Here is a 16,826-nt window from a genome sequence, read left to right as displayed (position 1 = left end):
TTGCCACACACTTTTCAACGTTGATAATCGGCGGTCGACGTCGCGGTCGAGCCCGCGGTCACTCGACCGCCGGTAGCTCGTCCAGCGGCGGGTGGTTCGCGAGCGCCGTCTCGAGCGTCGCGATGTCGTCTCGGACCCGGTCGAGGTCACTGGCGACCGCCCCCGACCGGACCTGCTCGTGCTCCTCGGTCGTGAGGTGCGCACGTGCGACGGCGCTGTTCCGGAGGCGGTCGTAGTCCTCGCGGCGGGTCGCCGCCCTGACGGTTCGCAGGTGGGCGGCCGTCTCCTCGTCGGCGAACCGGCCGACGACCGCGAGTAGTTCGCGACACCGCCAGCGCACCTCGGCGGCGGGGGCCGGGGGCCACTCGACCGTGAGCGGGTCGGCGGTGAGCCGTTCGAGGTAGGTTCGGTTGGTCGCCACCGCCCCCTTCAGCGCCTGGGGGTCCTCGACGTAGTGGCTCAGCTTCGAGTTGGAGTAGTCGGCGTAGTCGAGCAGTTGCGGGAGCGGTTCCTCGCCGACCTGGGCGCGCTCGACGAACGCCCGGAGGCGGTCGGGAGGAGCCTCGAAGCCGACGAGCGGGTAGTCGGCCGCCGCCGTCTCGACGAGCGCCAGCAGGTCACGAGCGCTCGTCTCCTCGCGGTAGGTCGCGAACGCCTCGCGGACGGCCGCGTCGTACGCCTCGATGGGGTCCCGGAGCTCGTCGACCGGTGCGTCGAGGTCCGCCTCGCCGAGCCGTTGGAGGCGTTCGAGGTCCTCGCGGCGCTCCTCGAGGGTGCGGCGACGGGCCAACACCGCACGACGGGCGTCCCGGTACGCCTCCCGGGCGTCGTCGTGTTCGGCGTCGAGGTCCGCCAGCGCCTCGGCGGGGGCGAGCGCGTCGCGGGCACGCTCGAAGTCCGCCGCCGAGAGCGTCTTCTGCTGGAGCGCCTCGTCGGCGGCTTCGAACGCCTCGCGCTCGGGGAGGTCCTCGTCGACGTCGTCGAACACGTCGGCGGCGGCCTCCTGGAACGCGATGTACTTGTCGAACTCGCCGTAGCCCGTCGCGTCCTCCTCGTGACGGTCGAGCGTCGCCGCGAGCTCGCGGTAGGCGGCGGCCGTCCGCGCGAGGTCGGTTGGACCGACCTCGGCGACTCGCTCGCGGGCGGCGTCGAGTCGGTCGGCGGCCCGGTTCAGGGCCGCGACGACGGACTCGGTGTCGCGCTCGCCCGCGCCGACGGCGTCACTCATACACCTCGTCGGGGTCGAACACGCGCTCGCCGACGACGCTCACCTCCGCGGTGACACCGGACTCGTCGCCGTCGACGGCCTCGACCGACCGGTGGAAACAGCTCTCGTGACCCGTGTGGCACGCTCCGCCCTCCTGGTCGACGAGGTAGAGCACCGCGTCGGCGTCGCAGTCGACCCGGACCTCTCGGACCTGCTGGACGTTGCCGCTGGTCGCCCCCTTCTGCCACAGCTCCTCGCGCGACCGGGAGTAGTAGTGAGCCAGCCCCGTCTCGTGGGTGCGCTCGACCGCCGTCGGCGAGGCGTACGCGAGCATCACGACCTCGCCCGAGTCGGCGTCCTGTGCGACGGCGGGGACCAACCCGTCGTCGTCGAACGCGATGTCGACGTCCATACCCGGGAGAACGCACAGCGGGCGAATAGGCCTTTTGTCACCGCGAGGGCGTCCCCAGCCGGGCGGGCAACTTCACACCAGTCCGACCGCCCGGAAGGTGGCGAACAGCACGTCCCCGAACCCGAACGCGACGAGCAATCCGACGAACATCGGGACGATGAACGGCAGGCCGGGGGTGAACCACACCGTCTCGCGCTCGACGAGCACGTCCAGCCCCTCGCGTAACTGCTCGGGACTCGTCCCGTAGGCGCTCCCCTCGATATCCGCGAGGAACGCCGCCGCTCCCCACGGGTCGTCGTGGTCGGTAGTGGGAGTCGTTCCGGACGTCGGCGAGGCGTCGGCCTCCTCGCCGTCGTCGGTCTCCTCGGTGTCGCCGTCGGCCGTCGCGCGCCCGCCGTCGGTGGCCGGGCGGCCCGTCTCGACGGTACCGTCACCGGGGTGGTGGGTCTCGGTGATGCTCGCGGGGTCGCGGTGGCGAGTGGGGGTCGCCAACAGCGCTCCGAGGGTCGTCCCTCGCCAGCGCAGGTACATCCGGAGCGCGTCGAGGTCCAGTCCACCGCGAGAGCGGCCGCTCGGCGTCTCGAGCAGCCGGCCGTACTCCTCGTCGACGCGGGCGCTGTCGATGGACCGGCCGACGAACATCAGCCACGAGCGCTCGCCCGCCAGGAGGTTGTGCACCGCCAACACGAGCGGGAAGGCGAGGCCCACGAGCACCGTGTTGGTGAGGACGGTCAGGGAGAACACGCCGAGCGAACTCGGTTCGAGCGGCAGCGTCGCCCACGGCAGGTCGTAGGTCGGGTACGTCGGGAACAGCACCGCGAGCGCGACGAGCGCCTTCGCGTCCGCCCCGCCGAAGCCGCCGAGTCGCCAGAACAGGAACCCCAACGGGGCGACGACACCGAGGCTGACGACGACGCGGACGGCGAAGCGGTAGCGGACGAACGACCCCACGGGAGCCGAGAGCGCCGCCCACCCCTCGACGGCGAGGAGGACGAACCCTAGCGCGAACAACGGGAGCCACGTCACGTTCGCGACCCGGCGGGTTCGGACGTCGTGGTACGCCGCCCACGCGAAGACGGGGACGGCGACCAGCCGGAGCCAGTCGGGGATGGAGGCGATGGCAGTGACGCTCTCTGCGAACACAGCGGCCCTCACCGCCCGACCGGATTAAAACTTCAGGAAACGTGTGTCGTGAAACCTACTCGCGGAGCTGTTCGACCTGGTGGCGACGACGCTGGAGGTCGACCGCCGGCTGGAGCGACCCCTGCGCCGAGAGGCGGTCGAGCAGCATCAGCGGGTCCGCCCCCTCGCGCTCGACGACGGCGAGCGCCGCGTCGATGTCCCGACGGTGCAGCGCCAGCGAGTCGAGGTAGCCCACGGCGAGCGCCATCGCCGCACCCGCCTCCCCCTCGGGGAACTCCTCGCTGATGCGCCCGAAGTCGGTCTCGCTCGGCGCGTCGCTCGCGTCGTGGAGCGTGAGACAGCGCGAGCAGATGGCCGCCACGCCCGAGTCGTCGGGCGCGTGGTCGGCGAGTTCGTCGGGAACCGCGAAGGCCAGCGTCGGTGCGTCACAGTGGGGGCAACGGTCGCTCATACGTCGAGATTCGGCCCCTCCGTGAAAAGGATAGGTAGAACGGTCGCGGTGTGGGTGTGGGAGCGGACGCGGTGCGGTGTGGGTGCGGTCAAACGCGGCCCGGACTGTACCGCGAGCGACCGACGGGAGCGAGCGGGGTGACTGAACCACCGAGGAGACGAGCGCAGCGAGTCTCCGACGTGGTGAGGGAGTCCTTTTGGTCGAGCTTTTACGCTGCCGGGGTCGCTCTGCGACCCCGGCGCGTGGATAAAAGGTCGTTAGTCGTCCGCCGTGACGGTCTCGTACTTCACTTCCTCGTCGTCCTCGACGAGGGCCTCCTCGGCCTCCTCCGCTTCCTTCTTGGCCTTGATCTTCTTCATGCGGAAGATCTCCTCGCGCTCCTGCTCTTCGAGTTTCTGCTCGATGAACTCCTGGGCGTCGTGCAGTTCGGGGAGCAGTTTGAACTCCAGGGCGTTGACGCGGCGCTTGGTCGTCTCGATCTCCTCGAGCATCTTCTTCATCGCCGTCTCGACCTCGGCGGCGAGGATGACCTGTTCGAGCAGTTCCTCGTAGGCCTCTGCGGCCTCGTCGATGCGCGCGGAGGTGCCGACGACGCCGTAGCCACGCTGGTCGAGGGACTTCTTCACCTTCGAGGACTCGATCTCGGGGACGACGACGCCCATGATGTTCTTCGAACGGGTCGTGATCTCGGGGTGCTCCTTGAGTGCGGCGGCCGCACCGCGAACTGCGACGTCGCCGTCCATCGCCCGCGCCATGTTGATGTTGCGCTGGGCGTCGGTGTAGGCGTCGTCGAGGTCCGAGCGGACGTCCTGCGCCTGGTCGAGGATGTCCATGAACTCCATGATGAGACCGTCACGCTTCTTCTCCAGCGTGCTGTGGCCCCGCGTCGAGAGGTCGATGCGGTCCTCGATCGCCATGAGGTTCTTTCGCGTCGGCTTGACGTCCTTGGCCATGTTGTGGCAGGCTAGCCGACCGAGGCGCTTAGGTGTTGTCGTTGGACGCGACGGTGCCCGAGACGGGCGGGAGCGTCCACGCCGGACGGTGCCGTCGCTCGGCGGTGGGAAAACGAAAGAACGAGCGAACCAGTGCCGAAGCGACTCAGTCGGCGGTCGCTTCGACGGTCTCGGACTCGTCTTCGAGGTAGTACTTCTCGATCTCCTCCTCGTCGACGCGGTTGAGCTCCGACTTGGGGAACATCGACAGCAGTTCCCACGCGATGTCGAGGGTGTCCTCGATCTCGCGGTCGGTGTCGTAGCCCTGGTCGACGAACTCCTGTTCGAAGCGCTCGGCGAAGTCGAGATACCGGTTGTCACGCTCGTCGAGCGCTTCACGACCGACGATGTTCACGAGGTCGCGCAGGTCCTCACCCTCCGCGTACGCGGCGTAGAGCTGGTCGGACACACCGGAGTGGTCCGCACGGGTCAGCCCCTCGCCGATACCGTCGTCCATCAGTCGCGAGAGGCTGGGCAGCACGTTGACCGGTGGCTGGTAACCCTGCGAGTTGAGGTCGCGGTCCATCATGATCTGTCCCTCCGTGATGTAGCCCGTCAGGTCGGGAATCGGGTGGGTGTCGTCGTCGCCGGGCATCGTGAGGATGGGAATCTGCGTGACAGACCCCTCACGCCCCTCGATACGACCGGCACGCTCGTACAGCGTCGCCAGGTCGGTGTACATGTACCCGGGGTAGCCACGTCGGCCGGGCACCTCTTCACGCGCTGCACCGATCTCACGCAGCGCTTCACAGTAGTTGGTCATGTCCGTGAGGATGACCAGCACGTGGTAGCCCTTGTCGAACGCGAGGTACTCCGCCGTCGTGAGTGCCATCCGCGGGGTGACCGTCCGCTCGACTGCGGGGTCGTCCGCGAGGTTCGTGAAGACGACCGACCGCTCCAGCGCGCCGGTGCGCTCGAAGTCGTCCATGAACTCGTTGGCCTCCTCTGCGGTGATACCCATCGCGCCGAACACCACTGCGAACTCGCTGCCACCGTCGCCGTCGTCGGCGGCGTCCTCGGGGACGGTCGCCTGACGGGCGACCTGCAGTGCGAGTTCGTTGTGGGGCAGCCCCGACGCCGAGAAGATGGGCAGTTTCTGCCCACGAACCAGCGTGTTCATTCCGTCGATGCTGCTCACACCGGTCTGGATGAACTCCTCGGGGTACTCGCGTGCCGTCGGGTTGATAGCCGCACCGACGATGTCGCGGCGTTCGTCCGGGACGATCTCCGGGCCACCGTCGATGGGGCGGCCGGACCCGTCGAGGACGCGACCGAGGAGGTCCTCGGTCACGGGCATCTTCAGGGTCTCACCGAGGAAGCGAACGGAGGACTGGCGGTCGATACCGTCGGTCCCCTCGAACACCTGCACGGCGACGAAGTCGCTGGTCGATTCGAGCACCTGTCCACGGCGGACGTCGCCGTTCGGCGTCTCGATCTCAACCATCTCGTCGTACCCGATCGGCTCTTCCGTCTCGACGAACACCAGCGGGCCGCTGATCTCCGAAATCGTTTGGAATTCCTTCATGGTTTAGTAGAGGTCGCGCAGTTGCGCGGCGAGTTCCTCCTTGAGGTCGGCGATGTACTCTTCGTACTCCGAAGCGGTCCCCATGCGGTTGAGCTTGGGGGCGGCCTCGACGGACGTAATCTCGGGGACGGGAACGCCCGCGTCGAGCGCCTTGAACCCCTCGTCGTTGAACGTCTTGATGGCCGTCAGCATGAGGAACGTCTTCTCCGGCGGACAGTAGCGGTCCTCGTCGTGGAACGCGTTCTGCTGGAGCCACGCCTCACGCAGGTAGCGTGCGACCTCGAGGGTGAGCTGCTGGTCCTCGGGCAGGGCGTCCTTCCCGACGAGCTGGACGATCTCCTGGAGTTCGTCCTCCTCGTCGAGCGTGTCGACGGCCCACTGTCGCGTGTCCGCCCAGTCGTCGTCGATGTTGTCGACGAACCACGGGTCGAGCTGTTCGCGGTACAGCGAGTACGACTCGTTCCAGTTGATGGCCGGGAAGTGTCGCCGTTCGGCGAGGTCCGCGTCCAGCGCCCAGAACGTCTTGACGATACGCAGCGTGTTCTGCGTGACCGGTTCGGAGAAGTCGCCGCCGGGGGGCGACACTGCACCGATGACCGAGATGGAGCCCTCGCTCCCGTTGAAGTTCTCGAAGTAGCCGGCACGCTCGTAGAACCCGCTGAGGCGAGCGGCGAGGTACGCGGGGTACCCCTCCTCGCCGGGCATCTCCTCCAGTCGCGAGGAGATCTCGCGCATGGCCTCGGCCCACCGCGAGGTGGAGTCGGCCATCAGCGCGACGTCGTAGCCCATGTCGCGGTAGTGCTCCGCGATGGTGATGCCGGTGTAGACACACGACTCGCGGGCGGCGACGGGCATGTTCGAGGTGTTCGCGATGAGGCACGTTCGGCTCATCAGCGGGTTCCCGGTCTGCGGGTCGGGCAGTTCCGGGAAGTCCTCGATGACCTCCGTCATCTCGTTGCCGCGCTCACCACAGCCGATGTAGACGACGATGTCCGCGTCGGCGAACTTCGCCAGACTCTGCTGGGTGACGGTCTTCCCCGACCCGAACGGACCGGGAATCGCGGCCGTCCCACCCTTCGCGAGCGGGAACAGGCCGTCGAGGATGCGCTGCCCCGAGACGAGCGGCGTCGTCGGGGTCTGTTTGTCCACCGTGGGACGGGCCTTCCGGACCGGCCACTCCTGGCGCATCGTGATCTCCTCGCCGGAGTCGAGGGTCGCGACGGTGTCGGTGACCGTAAAGGAGCCCTCCTCGACGGACTCGACTTCCCCACCGTCGTAGTTCGGCGGGACGAGCACCTTGTGGTCGATGCTCTCGGTCTCGGGGACGATTCCGACGACGTCGCCGGCTTCGAGTTCGTCACCGACCGCGACCTCGGGAGTGAACTCCCACTCCTTCTCGAGGTCGATACCGGGGGCGTCGACCCCGCGGTCGAGGAACGCGCCCATCTGTTCTTCGAGCACGTCGAGCGGACGCTGGACACCGTCGTAGATGGTGTCGAGCATACCCGGCCCGAGGTCGACGCTCAGCGGTTCGCCCGTGTTGACGACGGGTTCGCCGGGGGCGACGGCGGACGTCTCCTCGTACACCTGAATCGTGGTCAGGTTCCCTTCGATTTCGATGACCTCGCCCATCAGCCCTTCGTCGCCGACGTAGACGACGTCGTTCATCCGGGCGCCGAGGTCCGTGGCGACCACGACGGGGCCGCTCACGCTCTCGATGACACCGTCGGCGTCATCGATGTCGATGTCTTGTGCTTGACTCATTGTTGATCCTCATCCATCAGGTCGATGCCGATGGCACGTTTGATCTGCTCTCGCAGCCCACTGCTACTCCCGCTCCCGCCCAGGGTGACCAGGACGGGTTCGACGCTCGTCTCCACGCTTCGGCGGACGTTCCGCGAGAGGTGGTCGAGGTCCTCGTCGTGCATCACGACGATGCCGACCTCCTCGTCCGCGAGCATCTGCTCGACTGCATCGTCGAGCTCCTCGGCCTTGTCGGCGTCGGGGACGTTCGCGAAGCGGCGCACACCCGCGAGCCGGAAGCCCGTGGTGAAGTCGGGGCTGCCGATGACGGCGATCTCTTGGCTCATTGGACGACCAGCTCCTCTTCGATCTCGTCGGCCGAGAGGCCGGCTTCCTTCCCGCGTGCGATGGCGCGGATGTTGTCGACCTCCCGTTCTTTCGCGAGGATGTACGCGAGGACGGGACAGACCGACAGCGGGTAGCGGTTCGACAGCTGACTGGAGTACTCCAGCAGCGCCCGTTCGAGCGCGAGCTCGAACTCGATGAGGCTGCCCGCGGCGTCGAGGTCGTTCAGCGCCTTGTCGAGGTCGTCGCCGTACGTCGACGACCGGATGGCCTCGACCAGCTGGTCGGGGTTGTTGACGAGCGCCTGCAGTTCGCCCGCACTGAACAGCGGCCCGCCGGGGATGTAGTACTCCGCCGGGTCGATGTCCGCACCGGAGCGCGCCAGTCGCAAGGCGTTGCGCATGTTCCGGAAGTCGATCTCGGCCTCCAGGAACTCGACGTACAGCCGCGTCGCGCGGTCGGGTTCTGCGGGAACGTCCGCGAGCAGCAGGCGGTAGTACGCCCGGTCGACGGCGTTCTCCAGCGGGACCAGCACGCCGGTCTCCTCGTAGTCCTCGTAGGCGGCGGCGAGCGAGTCGCCGAAGATGGTGCCGTCGAGTAGTTCGACGACCGCCTCGATGGAGTCGGCCTCCAGCAGGCGGTCGACGGTCCGTTCGGGGAGTTCGCCCGCGCGGATGAGGTCGTCCTCGATCTCCTGGCGTTCGGAGCCAGCGTAGAGACCACGGATGACCGTCTTGACGTTCCACGCGTCGAACTTGCGGAGGTACCGTGCGATGTAGTCGTACAGTTTACCCTCCGCGAACCGCAGCAAGTCGTTGAAGTGCTTCGCGAGGTTCCGGTTGAGCGCGTACTCGATGAGGTCGACGCCGGAGTAGCGCGCACCGAGCGCGTTCATCTCGGCTTCGTACTCGCTCTCCTCCATGAAGCGGGCGATCTCGCCCGGCCCCATACGAACGAGCTTGCGGTAGTCGTCCGCGTCGAACAGCGCGGCACGGCGCGACTTCGCCCGTGCGGTGACGTACTCGTAGTTCGATGCCTCGCCTCTGGCACTCATCGTTCGTCGAACAACTCCGTGCTGATGTCCCGGAGGCTGTCCTCCCAGACGTCGTCGAGCACGGAGTCGAAGGTGTTGTTCACGCGGACACGCGAGCGCTCGCTCTCGACCACGACGCCACCGAGGCAGTCGCGCTCGCCGGCGAGGTCGTAGCCGTCGTAGTCCGCCAGGATGTCCGTGAGCAACGCTTCGTCGTCGGCGCGACCGTAGACGTGGACGGTCGCGTCGTCGGCGAACTCCGTCGCCGCGTCGTCGAGTAGCGCGCGGGTGAGGTCCTCGCGGCCCTCGTCCATCGTCGCGATGCGCTGTTCGACGGTCTCGCGGACGTCCTGGAGGACGTCGCGGCGCGCCTCGAGGCGCATCTGCTTGGCCTCGAGTTTCGCACTGGAGAGCGTCTGCTCGCGTTCCTGTTCGATCTGTTGCTCCACCGCCTGTTGTCGCTCTTCGAGGATATCGTCGGCGTCCGCCTCGGCGTCGGCGACGATCCGGTCGGCACGCTCGTCGGCGTCCGAACGGATCTGTTCCGCACGCGCGCGGGCTTCGTCTCGGATGTCCTCTACGACCGTATCAAGGCTCATTGACGTGAGAAAGCGGTGTGGTGGTTACCCGACCACGAAGACGGTGACCAGCGCGAGGATGACGAGCGTCTCGGGCAGGACCGTCAGAATCAGGCCACGACCGAACAGACTGTCGTCCTCGGCGACCGCACCGACGGCGGCCGCACCGATACCTCGCTGGGAGTACCCCGCCCCGAACGCCGCGAGACCGACTGCGAGTGCGGCGGCGGCCTGTGCTGGGATAGCAGGCGACGAACCGGCCTGTTGGGACCCTTCCTGGATGAGCGGTGCAAGCGTGCTGACGAATGCGATGACGAATTCTAGCATGGTTCCGTATATGGTTCGCTCGTAACCGAACGGTTCAGAATCACCTCAGCGCGCCCATAAAGCTTCCCAAGTTCGACGGCGAAACCGGGAGGCTCCCCCACTGTGACGCGGTACCACGCCGGATAGCGACCGCTCGAGGAGTCGAGAGAAATCGGAGAGACAAGGCTCGGTCAGTCCTCGGTGGTGTACCGGCGGTCGTAGCCGAACGGCGAGTAGGTCTCGCCGCCACCCTCGAAGAACTTCCCGAAGAACTCGACGTACTCCAGTCGCACGGCCTGCAGACCGGCGCTCGTGATACCGAGGACGAGCACCAGCGCGTGACCGACGACGAGCAGGAGGATGCCACCGATGGCCCCGAGGACCACCGCGACGGCTCCCTCACCGTTGACGAGGCCGGGGAACATGACGGCTTCCGCCCCGTACTTCGAGGTGACCTCCGAGACGGTGTACCCCTCGGTGAAGATGAAGTGCCACTCGCCGTGGTGCTCGTACGCACCGAACACGAGCAGGTTGACGACGAACGCCATCCCCGCCTTCGCGAGCAACACTGCCGCGAGTCGGGTGTACGACAGCACGTTCACCAGCACGTTGAGGAACTCGACGGCCTCGATGGGTTCACCCGCGACGAGCATGACGAGCCCGACGAGGAAGACGACGAGCCACCCCGAGAGCGCCATCCCGACGACCGGGATGGTGAACAGGTCGAACGCCGGTAGCCCCGTGAAGCCGAGGGCGACCGGGTTCCCGTTGAACACGCTGTCGGGACCGACCATGAAGCCGGGCGAGGTGCCTTCGAGCGCGTAGCTGAAGATCCACGCCCACAGGCCGAACATCATGACGAGCCACGAGCCGGATTCGAGCATCGCTTCGCCGAACCCGTGGTCGAGGCGCTGGTAGAAGTCGACGATCCACCCGATAGCGAGGTGGAGGATGCCGAACAGCACGCTCACGACGAGCCACAGCAGGGCGTACTGTTCGTAGTGCGGCTGTAACCCCTTGTGGAACGGCGGACTGCCGCTCGGCCAGACGACCTCACCGAGGACGTGCAGCCCGAATATCTCGCCGTAGAGGATACCGAAGATGGCGGTGAACACACCCGCGAAGATGCCGACACCGCCGAGACTCTTGATGGCCGGGTTGTCGAACCGCGTCGCCAGGAACCAGCCCAGCGTCATGTACAGCAAGCCGTAACCGAGGTCGCCGATCATCAATCCGAAGAAGATGGGGAACGTCAGGAAGACGAAGATGGTCGGGTCGATTTCGGAGTACTTCGGCCGGTTGATGACCTGGACCAGCGTCTCGTAGGCGCGAACCCCGGAGGGGTTCTTCTGGATGACCGGCGGGTTCGTGTTCGTCTGGCCGTGGACGCCGCGTTCGGCGCTGACGTCCGCGCCACCGTCGGCACGGACCTGGCCACCGTCGGCCGCCGTCGGGTCGGGCGTACCGGGGGCGTCCCGGCCGCCGACCTCTTCGCGGCTGATGACCTTGCCTTCGCCGTCGTACTGGGCGCGTTCGAGTTCGTCGACCTCGACGTGGTCGCCGACCTCCTCGTAGAGCCCTTCCGCGAGGTCGACGAAGCGGGTCGTCGGAATCCAGCCCTCGGCGACGAACGCGTTCTCGGTCGTCGCGAAAGAGAGGGGTGCCTCGCGTTGCTGGACCTTGATGGCCAGCGTCTCCTCGGCGGCGAGCAGGAACCCGCCGACGTCGAGACGCTGTTCGTCGAGTTCGTCCTCGACGGTCCGGAGCTTCGAGCGCAGTTGTTCGCGCTCGTGACGGAGGTCCTCGAGGTACTCCTCGGGACTGCCGTCGGCGTCGGGAATCTCGTAGGCCGTGAACTCGGCGTCGACGAGGATGCTGTCGAGGTCGTCGGTCCGAGCGAAGACGGCGAGCACGCCGTCTCCCTCGTAGACCTCGTAGCTGTCGACGTCCGCGTCGACGAGCGCGCGACGGACGCGCTGTTCGTCGCCCTCACCGACGGCGACCGACAGCGTGTCGTAGCCCCGGAGCAGGTCGAGGTCGATGCCGAGCCGTGCGAACGGCTCCATCGTCGCGATGCGGTCCTCGACCGCTCGAAGGTCGTCACGCAGCGTGCTGCGTCGGTCGTCGAGGCTGTTGACCTCGGTGCGGATCTCCTCGAGTTCGGTCGCCAGCGCATCCTCGGTGACGATGCGGGCCGGCCCTGCGTCCTCGTCTTCGACGCCGAGGATGCTCTGGAGCGACCGGACGGTCACCAGCTTCTCGGAGGCGGCGTCGGCCCCGACCATCGGGTCGCCGGGGTCGAACCCCTCCCACGCGCCCTCGTAGTCGGTGACGTGGAGCAGACGGAGGTCGTGGACGGTCTCGATGACGTCGTCCATCACGCGTTTCGAGCCGGTTACCGAGACCCGGCTCATCCGCTCAGGTCTGAGCATGTACAGCCTCCGTGAAGCGGTCTAGCACCTCCTCGACGACCTCTTCCTCTCGACTCTCCGCACGGGTCTCGAGCTCTTCGCGCTCGGCACGGCCGCGTTCGAGGATGGTCTCGCGCTCCTCCTCGATCTGTGCACGGGCTTCGGCGAGGCGCTCTTGCTCCATGTCGTCGGCCTCGGCTTCGGCCTGCTCTCGAATCTCGTCGGCGCGAGCGCGAGCTTCCGAGATGCGCTCGTCGCGGTCGGCTTCCGCCTCCTCGACGATCTCGTCGGCCTCGCGCTCGGCCTGTTTGATACGGTCCAGGACCTCGGGTCTCGCCATAATTATGTCAGGCGGAGGTTTGTCGAGGGCCTATTTGCATCTTGCCATCCCACCTTTTGCTGCGCTCGCGTCGTGGTGACACACCTCGCTCGCGCTCGGCGATCACCACTCGGCTCGCTGGCAAAATCTGGACCAAAAGCCTCGTCGCTCCCGTTGGTCGCTCTTCGGCCCGCTCGCTCGCTCCGCTTGTTCGCGGTACGACACGCTGACGTCCCGCAACCGCTCGGCCGGGAGTGCGTGTCGCGCCAGCGACCGCGCGACTCGGGGAAGGGCTGGACTGCTGGTGCGTGGCGGCCCTGTGGATGAAGGGCGAGCGCTCCCGGGGAAGGTGGACACCCAAGCACCGCAGCGAGTGACCGAAGGGAGCGAGCGAGGAGCGCAGGGTGTGGGCCCCCGACCCGAGAGCGCGAGGGCTTCGGAGGCAGTCACACCGTTTCGAGAGACACCGCCGAAAACAGCCCAAACGAACCTTAGCCGTGAATCCGCAGAACTAAGCGCGCGACCCTCCTACCGACGGGAAAATGGGAGTGCTCGAAAACAAGGCCCGTGCGCGGCTGTTCTACAAGTACCTCTCGAAGGTGTACGACGAGATCAACCCGTTCATCTGGAACGAGGAGATGCGCACCGAGGCGCTCGACCTGTTCGGCATCGAGGAGGGCGACGTCGTCCTCGACGTCGGCTGTGGCACCGGCTTCGCCACCGAGGGCCTGCTCGAACGCACGGAGAACGTCCACGGTCTCGACCAGTCCATCCACCAACTGGAGAAGGCCTGGGCGAAGTTCGGCAAGAACGAGCAGGTGAAGTTCTACCGCGGCGACGCCGAACGCCTCCCGTTCGAGGACGACACGTTCGACGCGCTGTGGTCCTCCGGGTCCATCGAGTACTGGCCAAACCCCGTCGACGCGCTGGCGGAGTTCCGCCGCGTCGTCAAACCCGGCGGGTCGGTGCTCGTCGTCGGCCCGAACTACCCCCACTCGACGGTGTTCCAGAAGCTCGCCGACGCCATCATGCTGTTCTACGACGAGGAGGAGGCCGACCGGATGTTCACGGCGGCCGGCTACGAGGAGTTCGACCACCACCTCCAGGGGCCGAGCTACAACCCCGAAATCGCCATCACGACGGTGGCGACGGTCCCGGAAGCGACGGCCGAAGACGAAGAGCCGCTGGCGGCCGACGACTGACCGGCCGGTCGACCCGACACCCCTTCTCTGCACCACACCACTCGTGCTCACGCGCGCGTCTCGCAGTCCGCGACGAGCGACCCGTCCGCCCAGAGCCGTACCCGGACGCGCTGGCTGGCGTCGAGGTGCGTGTTCGTCCCCGCGAGCGTGACCGACGCCGTCGTGCCCGTCGTCCACTCGCCGGCCCACCCGCGGTTGAACGGTCCGGTCGGCCCGGACCGGAACCCACGGGCGGCGAAGAAGGGAACCGGCGGCTGGTGTGCCAGCAGGTCGCCGGCGACACGGACGCGCACCCGGAGGGACGAGGGGTCGAGCGCGTCGCCGCCACGGTGGGTCAACGAGAGTCGGTTCGCGTCGGCGTCGGCCGAACACCCCACCGCCGTCGTCGCGGGGACCGAGAGGTCCGTCTCGCCGACGCCCGTCACCAGTGCGGTCGCCGTGATACCCGCGAGGACGACCGTGATGGCGAGCAACAGCGCACCGGCGACCGGGGTGAGCGCTCGGTCGCGAGCGAGAGAGTCGTGGCGCGACACGCGCGTCGCTGGTCGCGTGTTCGTACGTGAAGGTTCGTGTCGGCGGCGTGGGCAGGGACGACCGTCCGGAGCGGGCCGTCAGTTTCCGCCGTAGCGGATTATCGTCACCGTCTCCCCGCGGTGTTCGGCCGTGACGACGAGGTTCGCCCGGTAGGGCGTGACCGTCCAGAGCATCCCGTCGTCGCCGGTCTGGCCGACCTGCCGACCGTTGACCGTGACGGTCGCGGGCACGCGCTGACCGGAGATGTCCGTCACGGTGACGTTGAGCGGTCCGCCTCTGTGCGTCCGACCCAGCGAGACGGTGAGCCCGCTGGAGACGTTCGTCTCGTTGGTGTAGACCGTAGGGGTGCGGTCGAGGGACGCCGTGCTGTGTTCGGCGAACACGCGCCCGCTCTGGCCGTCGAGGAAGACGACCGTCGAACCCTGCGAGTGGGTTCTCGTCGCCCGGTAGACGTCCGGTTTCCCGCTGACCGAGGCGTCACGCGCCGAGAACACCCAGGGGTAGAGTTCGCCCAGACGGTTGAGGGCGCGACCGGCGTTCCCGTCGTAGCGGTCGGGACCGGAAGAGCGCCGCCGAACGTCCCCGAGGTAGGTCTCGCTGGCGAACGCCGGACCGATTCGGTCGTCGACGAACGCGCCGAGTGCGAACCCGGAGTCGGTCGTCGTCACGTGCACGCGCAGCGACGACCGGTCGCCCGCGTAGACCTGAGCGAGTCGGTTTCGGACTGGCCCCCCACGGAGACCGTAGAGGTCGGCGAGCGTCTCGGCGGTCTGACCGCCGTACCTGACGTTGATGAAGTCACCGACCGACCACAGTCGGTCGGCCTTCGCGTCGATTTCGGCGAGCTCCTTGAGGTACTCCTCGCCGGAGAGCCGACCGTCGTTGTACGCACGCAGTGTCGCCCGCTCGCGGTCGCGGAGGTCGTCGGTCGCGTTGCGCAGGTCGGACTCGAACCCCTCGATGACGGCACGCCGGGAGTCACGGGGGGCAGTCTCGTAGGCTGCCGCGATGGACTCGCGGGTGAGGCGGGCGCTCGTCGCCGAGACGTCGGTCGCGACCGCGGTCGCCACGTCGAGCGAAGAGTCGTTCGCCGAGACGGTAATCACGTCGCTCCCGTTCAGCGAGAGGTAGTTCGACCCGTTCTCGACACAGCCGACGTTCGGGTCGTCGACCGAACAGGTGGCCGGGGACGCCGGGGCGGCCCGGTCGGCGGAGGAGGGCGTGTCGGTCGTCGGCAGGCCGGCGATGCCCATCGAGAGGACACAGCAGACCGCCAGCACGACCGAGAGCGCGCGGGACATTCGTGCGTCCCGTGTAACCGAAGGCACAAAAACTCGACCATCCGCGGGGATTCGTTCGCCGGTTGACCGATGGAAAGCGTTTTCCTGTCAGGGTGACGAGTGCCGCGCATGCGGTCCGGCTTGCTCGTCGCCCTCCTCGCCGTCGGACTCCTCGCCGCACCGGTCACAGCGGCCCCGAGCGCCGGCACTCCGTTCTCGGAGCCAACGACGACGTTCGACTTCACGCTCGAGGAGGACGGCGACGCCAACGTCTCCGTCACCGTCGAGTACACCCTCGACTCCGCCAACGAGACCGCGGCGTTCCGCGACCTCGCCGAGGACTTCGAGCGCGGGGCGACGGGGCCGGACATCGCCGTCTTCGAACGTGCGGCCGCCGCCGCCAGCGAGGCGACCGGTCGAGAGATGACCCTTCGAGCGGAGAACCGGAGTCACGAGGTCACCAGCGACGGCGACGCGACCGTCGGCGTGCTCGAACTGACCTTCCAGTGGACGAACTTCGCACGCGTCGACGGCACGGACCTCCGCGTCGGCGACGCCTACGAGACACCGAACGGGACCTGGCTCCCCGAACTTCGGGAGAACCAGCGCCTCCGGGTCGCCGCGCCGGAGGGCTACAGCTACGACGACAGCGGCGAGGGGCGCGTCGAGAACCGGGCGCTGGTCTGGGAGGGGCCGACGACGTTCCAGTCGGGCGACCGGCAGGTCGTCCTCGGCGGCGACGGCCCGCCACCGACACTCGGGACGCCGACACCGACCACGCCGACACTCGGCCCCAACGGGACGAACGCGACCAGCGACCCGCCCGGGACCGGCGGTCTGCTCGACGGGGGTGTCGTCACCGCGTTCGGTGGGGTCGTCCTCGCGCTCGCCGTCGCCTCGGCCGGCGTCTACGCGTTCGCCTCGCGACGCGAGCGAGACACACCGTCGGCGGCCGTCGACGGCGGGGCGAGCGCCGACACGCCGGGCGACGCCGCCGGGGCGGACGTGGCGACCGCGACGAGCGACGCGGGGCCCGAACCGGACGCAGCGACCGGCCAGTCAGCCGACGCCGAGGGGGCCGGCCCGTTCGCGGGCGTCGACGAGGAGCTGTTGAGCGACGAGGAGCGCGTCGAACACCTGCTGGAGTACAACGGCGGGCGGATGCGGCAGGCGAACATCGTCGACGAGACGGGCTGGTCGAACGCGAAGGTCTCCCAACTGCTCTCGGCGATGGACGAGGCCGACCGTATCGACAAGCTCCGCATCGGTCGGGAGAACCTCATCAGTCTCCCCGGCGTCGACAACGGAACCGGCAACAACAGCGGTTCCTAAACGTTTAACCACA

17 protein-coding genes are annotated in these 16,826 nt (G+C 67.8%); 2 read left to right on the top strand and 15 right to left on the bottom strand.

Translation table 11 applies throughout. The features are described 5' to 3' along the window. Positions 1 to 58: 58 nt before the first annotated feature. The 13 genes from M1L36_RS08220 to ahaH all read right to left on the bottom strand — a co-directional run bounded on the left by M1L36_RS08220 (position 59) and on the right by ahaH (position 12,486). Complete coding sequence (locus M1L36_RS08220; protein ID WP_250873223.1) at positions 59 to 1,228, bottom strand: DUF7118 family protein; 1,170 nt, start codon at positions 1,226 to 1,228, stop codon at positions 59 to 61. Then, a complete protein-coding gene (hisI, locus tag M1L36_RS08215; protein ID WP_250873222.1) occupies positions 1,221 to 1,619 on the bottom strand; it encodes a phosphoribosyl-AMP cyclohydrolase in 399 nt (132 codons plus the stop codon). The genes M1L36_RS08220 and hisI overlap by 8 nt, the downstream gene beginning before the upstream one ends. A gap of 72 nt (positions 1,620 to 1,691) precedes the next feature. After that, positions 1,692 to 2,762 (bottom strand): A24 family peptidase, encoded by a 1,071-nt coding sequence (locus M1L36_RS08210; protein WP_250873221.1) that lies wholly within the window; start codon positions 2,760 to 2,762, stop codon positions 1,692 to 1,694. 55 nt (positions 2,763 to 2,817) lie between these two features. Continuing rightward, positions 2,818 to 3,213, bottom strand: coding sequence for a DUF6276 family protein (locus M1L36_RS08205; protein WP_250873220.1), 396 nt, complete (start codon positions 3,211 to 3,213; stop codon positions 2,818 to 2,820). Between the two features lie 257 nt (positions 3,214 to 3,470). Next, complete coding sequence (locus M1L36_RS08200; protein WP_250873219.1) at positions 3,471 to 4,166, bottom strand: V-type ATP synthase subunit D; 696 nt, start codon at positions 4,164 to 4,166, stop codon at positions 3,471 to 3,473. Positions 4,167 to 4,311: 145 nt separating this feature from the next. Then, on the bottom strand, positions 4,312 to 5,730 hold the full coding sequence (locus M1L36_RS08195) for an ATP synthase subunit B (protein ID WP_250873218.1): 1,419 nt from the start codon (positions 5,728 to 5,730) through the stop codon (positions 4,312 to 4,314). A gap of 3 nt (positions 5,731 to 5,733) precedes the next feature. Beyond that, positions 5,734 to 7,494 (bottom strand): ATP synthase subunit A, encoded by a 1,761-nt coding sequence (locus tag M1L36_RS08190; RefSeq protein WP_250873217.1) that lies wholly within the window; start codon positions 7,492 to 7,494, stop codon positions 5,734 to 5,736. Beyond that, positions 7,491 to 7,820 (bottom strand): V-type ATP synthase subunit F, encoded by a 330-nt coding sequence (locus M1L36_RS08185; RefSeq protein ID WP_250873216.1) that lies wholly within the window; start codon positions 7,818 to 7,820, stop codon positions 7,491 to 7,493. Before M1L36_RS08185 ends, M1L36_RS08190 begins: the two co-directional genes overlap by 4 nt. Further along, positions 7,817 to 8,872 carry a V-type ATP synthase subunit C gene (locus tag M1L36_RS08180; RefSeq protein ID WP_250873215.1) on the bottom strand — a complete coding sequence of 352 codons (1,056 nt, stop codon included), beginning with the start codon at positions 8,870 to 8,872 and terminating at the stop codon, positions 7,817 to 7,819. Before M1L36_RS08180 ends, M1L36_RS08185 begins: the two co-directional genes overlap by 4 nt. Then, a complete protein-coding gene (locus M1L36_RS08175) occupies positions 8,869 to 9,450 on the bottom strand; it encodes a V-type ATP synthase subunit E (protein WP_250873214.1) in 582 nt (193 codons plus the stop codon). The genes M1L36_RS08180 and M1L36_RS08175 overlap by 4 nt, the downstream gene beginning before the upstream one ends. 24 nt (positions 9,451 to 9,474) lie before the next feature. Then, positions 9,475 to 9,756: an ATP synthase subunit C-like protein gene (locus M1L36_RS08170; protein ID WP_250873213.1), complete on the bottom strand. Its 282-nt coding sequence runs from the start codon at positions 9,754 to 9,756 to the stop codon at positions 9,475 to 9,477. 170 nt (positions 9,757 to 9,926) lie between these two features. After that, positions 9,927 to 12,167: a V-type ATP synthase subunit I gene (locus M1L36_RS08165; RefSeq protein WP_250873212.1), complete on the bottom strand. Its 2,241-nt coding sequence runs from the start codon at positions 12,165 to 12,167 to the stop codon at positions 9,927 to 9,929. Next, positions 12,154 to 12,486: an ATP synthase archaeal subunit H gene (gene ahaH, locus M1L36_RS08160; protein ID WP_250873211.1), complete on the bottom strand. Its 333-nt coding sequence runs from the start codon at positions 12,484 to 12,486 to the stop codon at positions 12,154 to 12,156. The genes M1L36_RS08165 and ahaH overlap by 14 nt, the downstream gene beginning before the upstream one ends. 521 nt (positions 12,487 to 13,007) lie before the next feature. On the opposite strand from ahaH, the gene M1L36_RS08155 reads away from it, so the two are divergent. Continuing rightward, a complete protein-coding gene (locus M1L36_RS08155; RefSeq protein WP_250873210.1) occupies positions 13,008 to 13,667 on the top strand; it encodes a methyltransferase domain-containing protein in 660 nt (219 codons plus the stop codon). Between the two features lie 47 nt (positions 13,668 to 13,714). Here the strand turns inward: M1L36_RS08155 and M1L36_RS08150 are convergent, their stop codons facing one another. Further along, complete coding sequence (locus M1L36_RS08150) at positions 13,715 to 14,200, bottom strand: type IV pilin N-terminal domain-containing protein (RefSeq protein ID WP_250873209.1); 486 nt, start codon at positions 14,198 to 14,200, stop codon at positions 13,715 to 13,717. 78 nt (positions 14,201 to 14,278) lie between these two features. Further along, entirely contained in the window at positions 14,279 to 15,502 is a 1,224-nt protein-coding gene (locus tag M1L36_RS08145) for a DUF7096 domain-containing protein (protein WP_250873208.1), read from the bottom strand. Positions 15,503 to 15,610: 108 nt separating this feature from the next. On the opposite strand from M1L36_RS08145, the gene M1L36_RS08140 reads away from it, so the two are divergent. Further along, positions 15,611 to 16,813: a helix-turn-helix transcriptional regulator gene (locus M1L36_RS08140; protein ID WP_250873207.1), complete on the top strand. Its 1,203-nt coding sequence runs from the start codon at positions 15,611 to 15,613 to the stop codon at positions 16,811 to 16,813. Positions 16,814 to 16,826 lie beyond the last annotated feature (13 nt).

The organism is Halomarina rubra (assembly GCF_023699475.1).
GTDB classification, from domain to species: domain Archaea; phylum Halobacteriota; class Halobacteria; order Halobacteriales; family Haloarculaceae; genus Halomarina; species Halomarina rubra.
The sequence above is the reverse complement of the archived record's forward strand: the minus strand, read 5'-3'. Positions and strand labels throughout refer to the sequence as shown.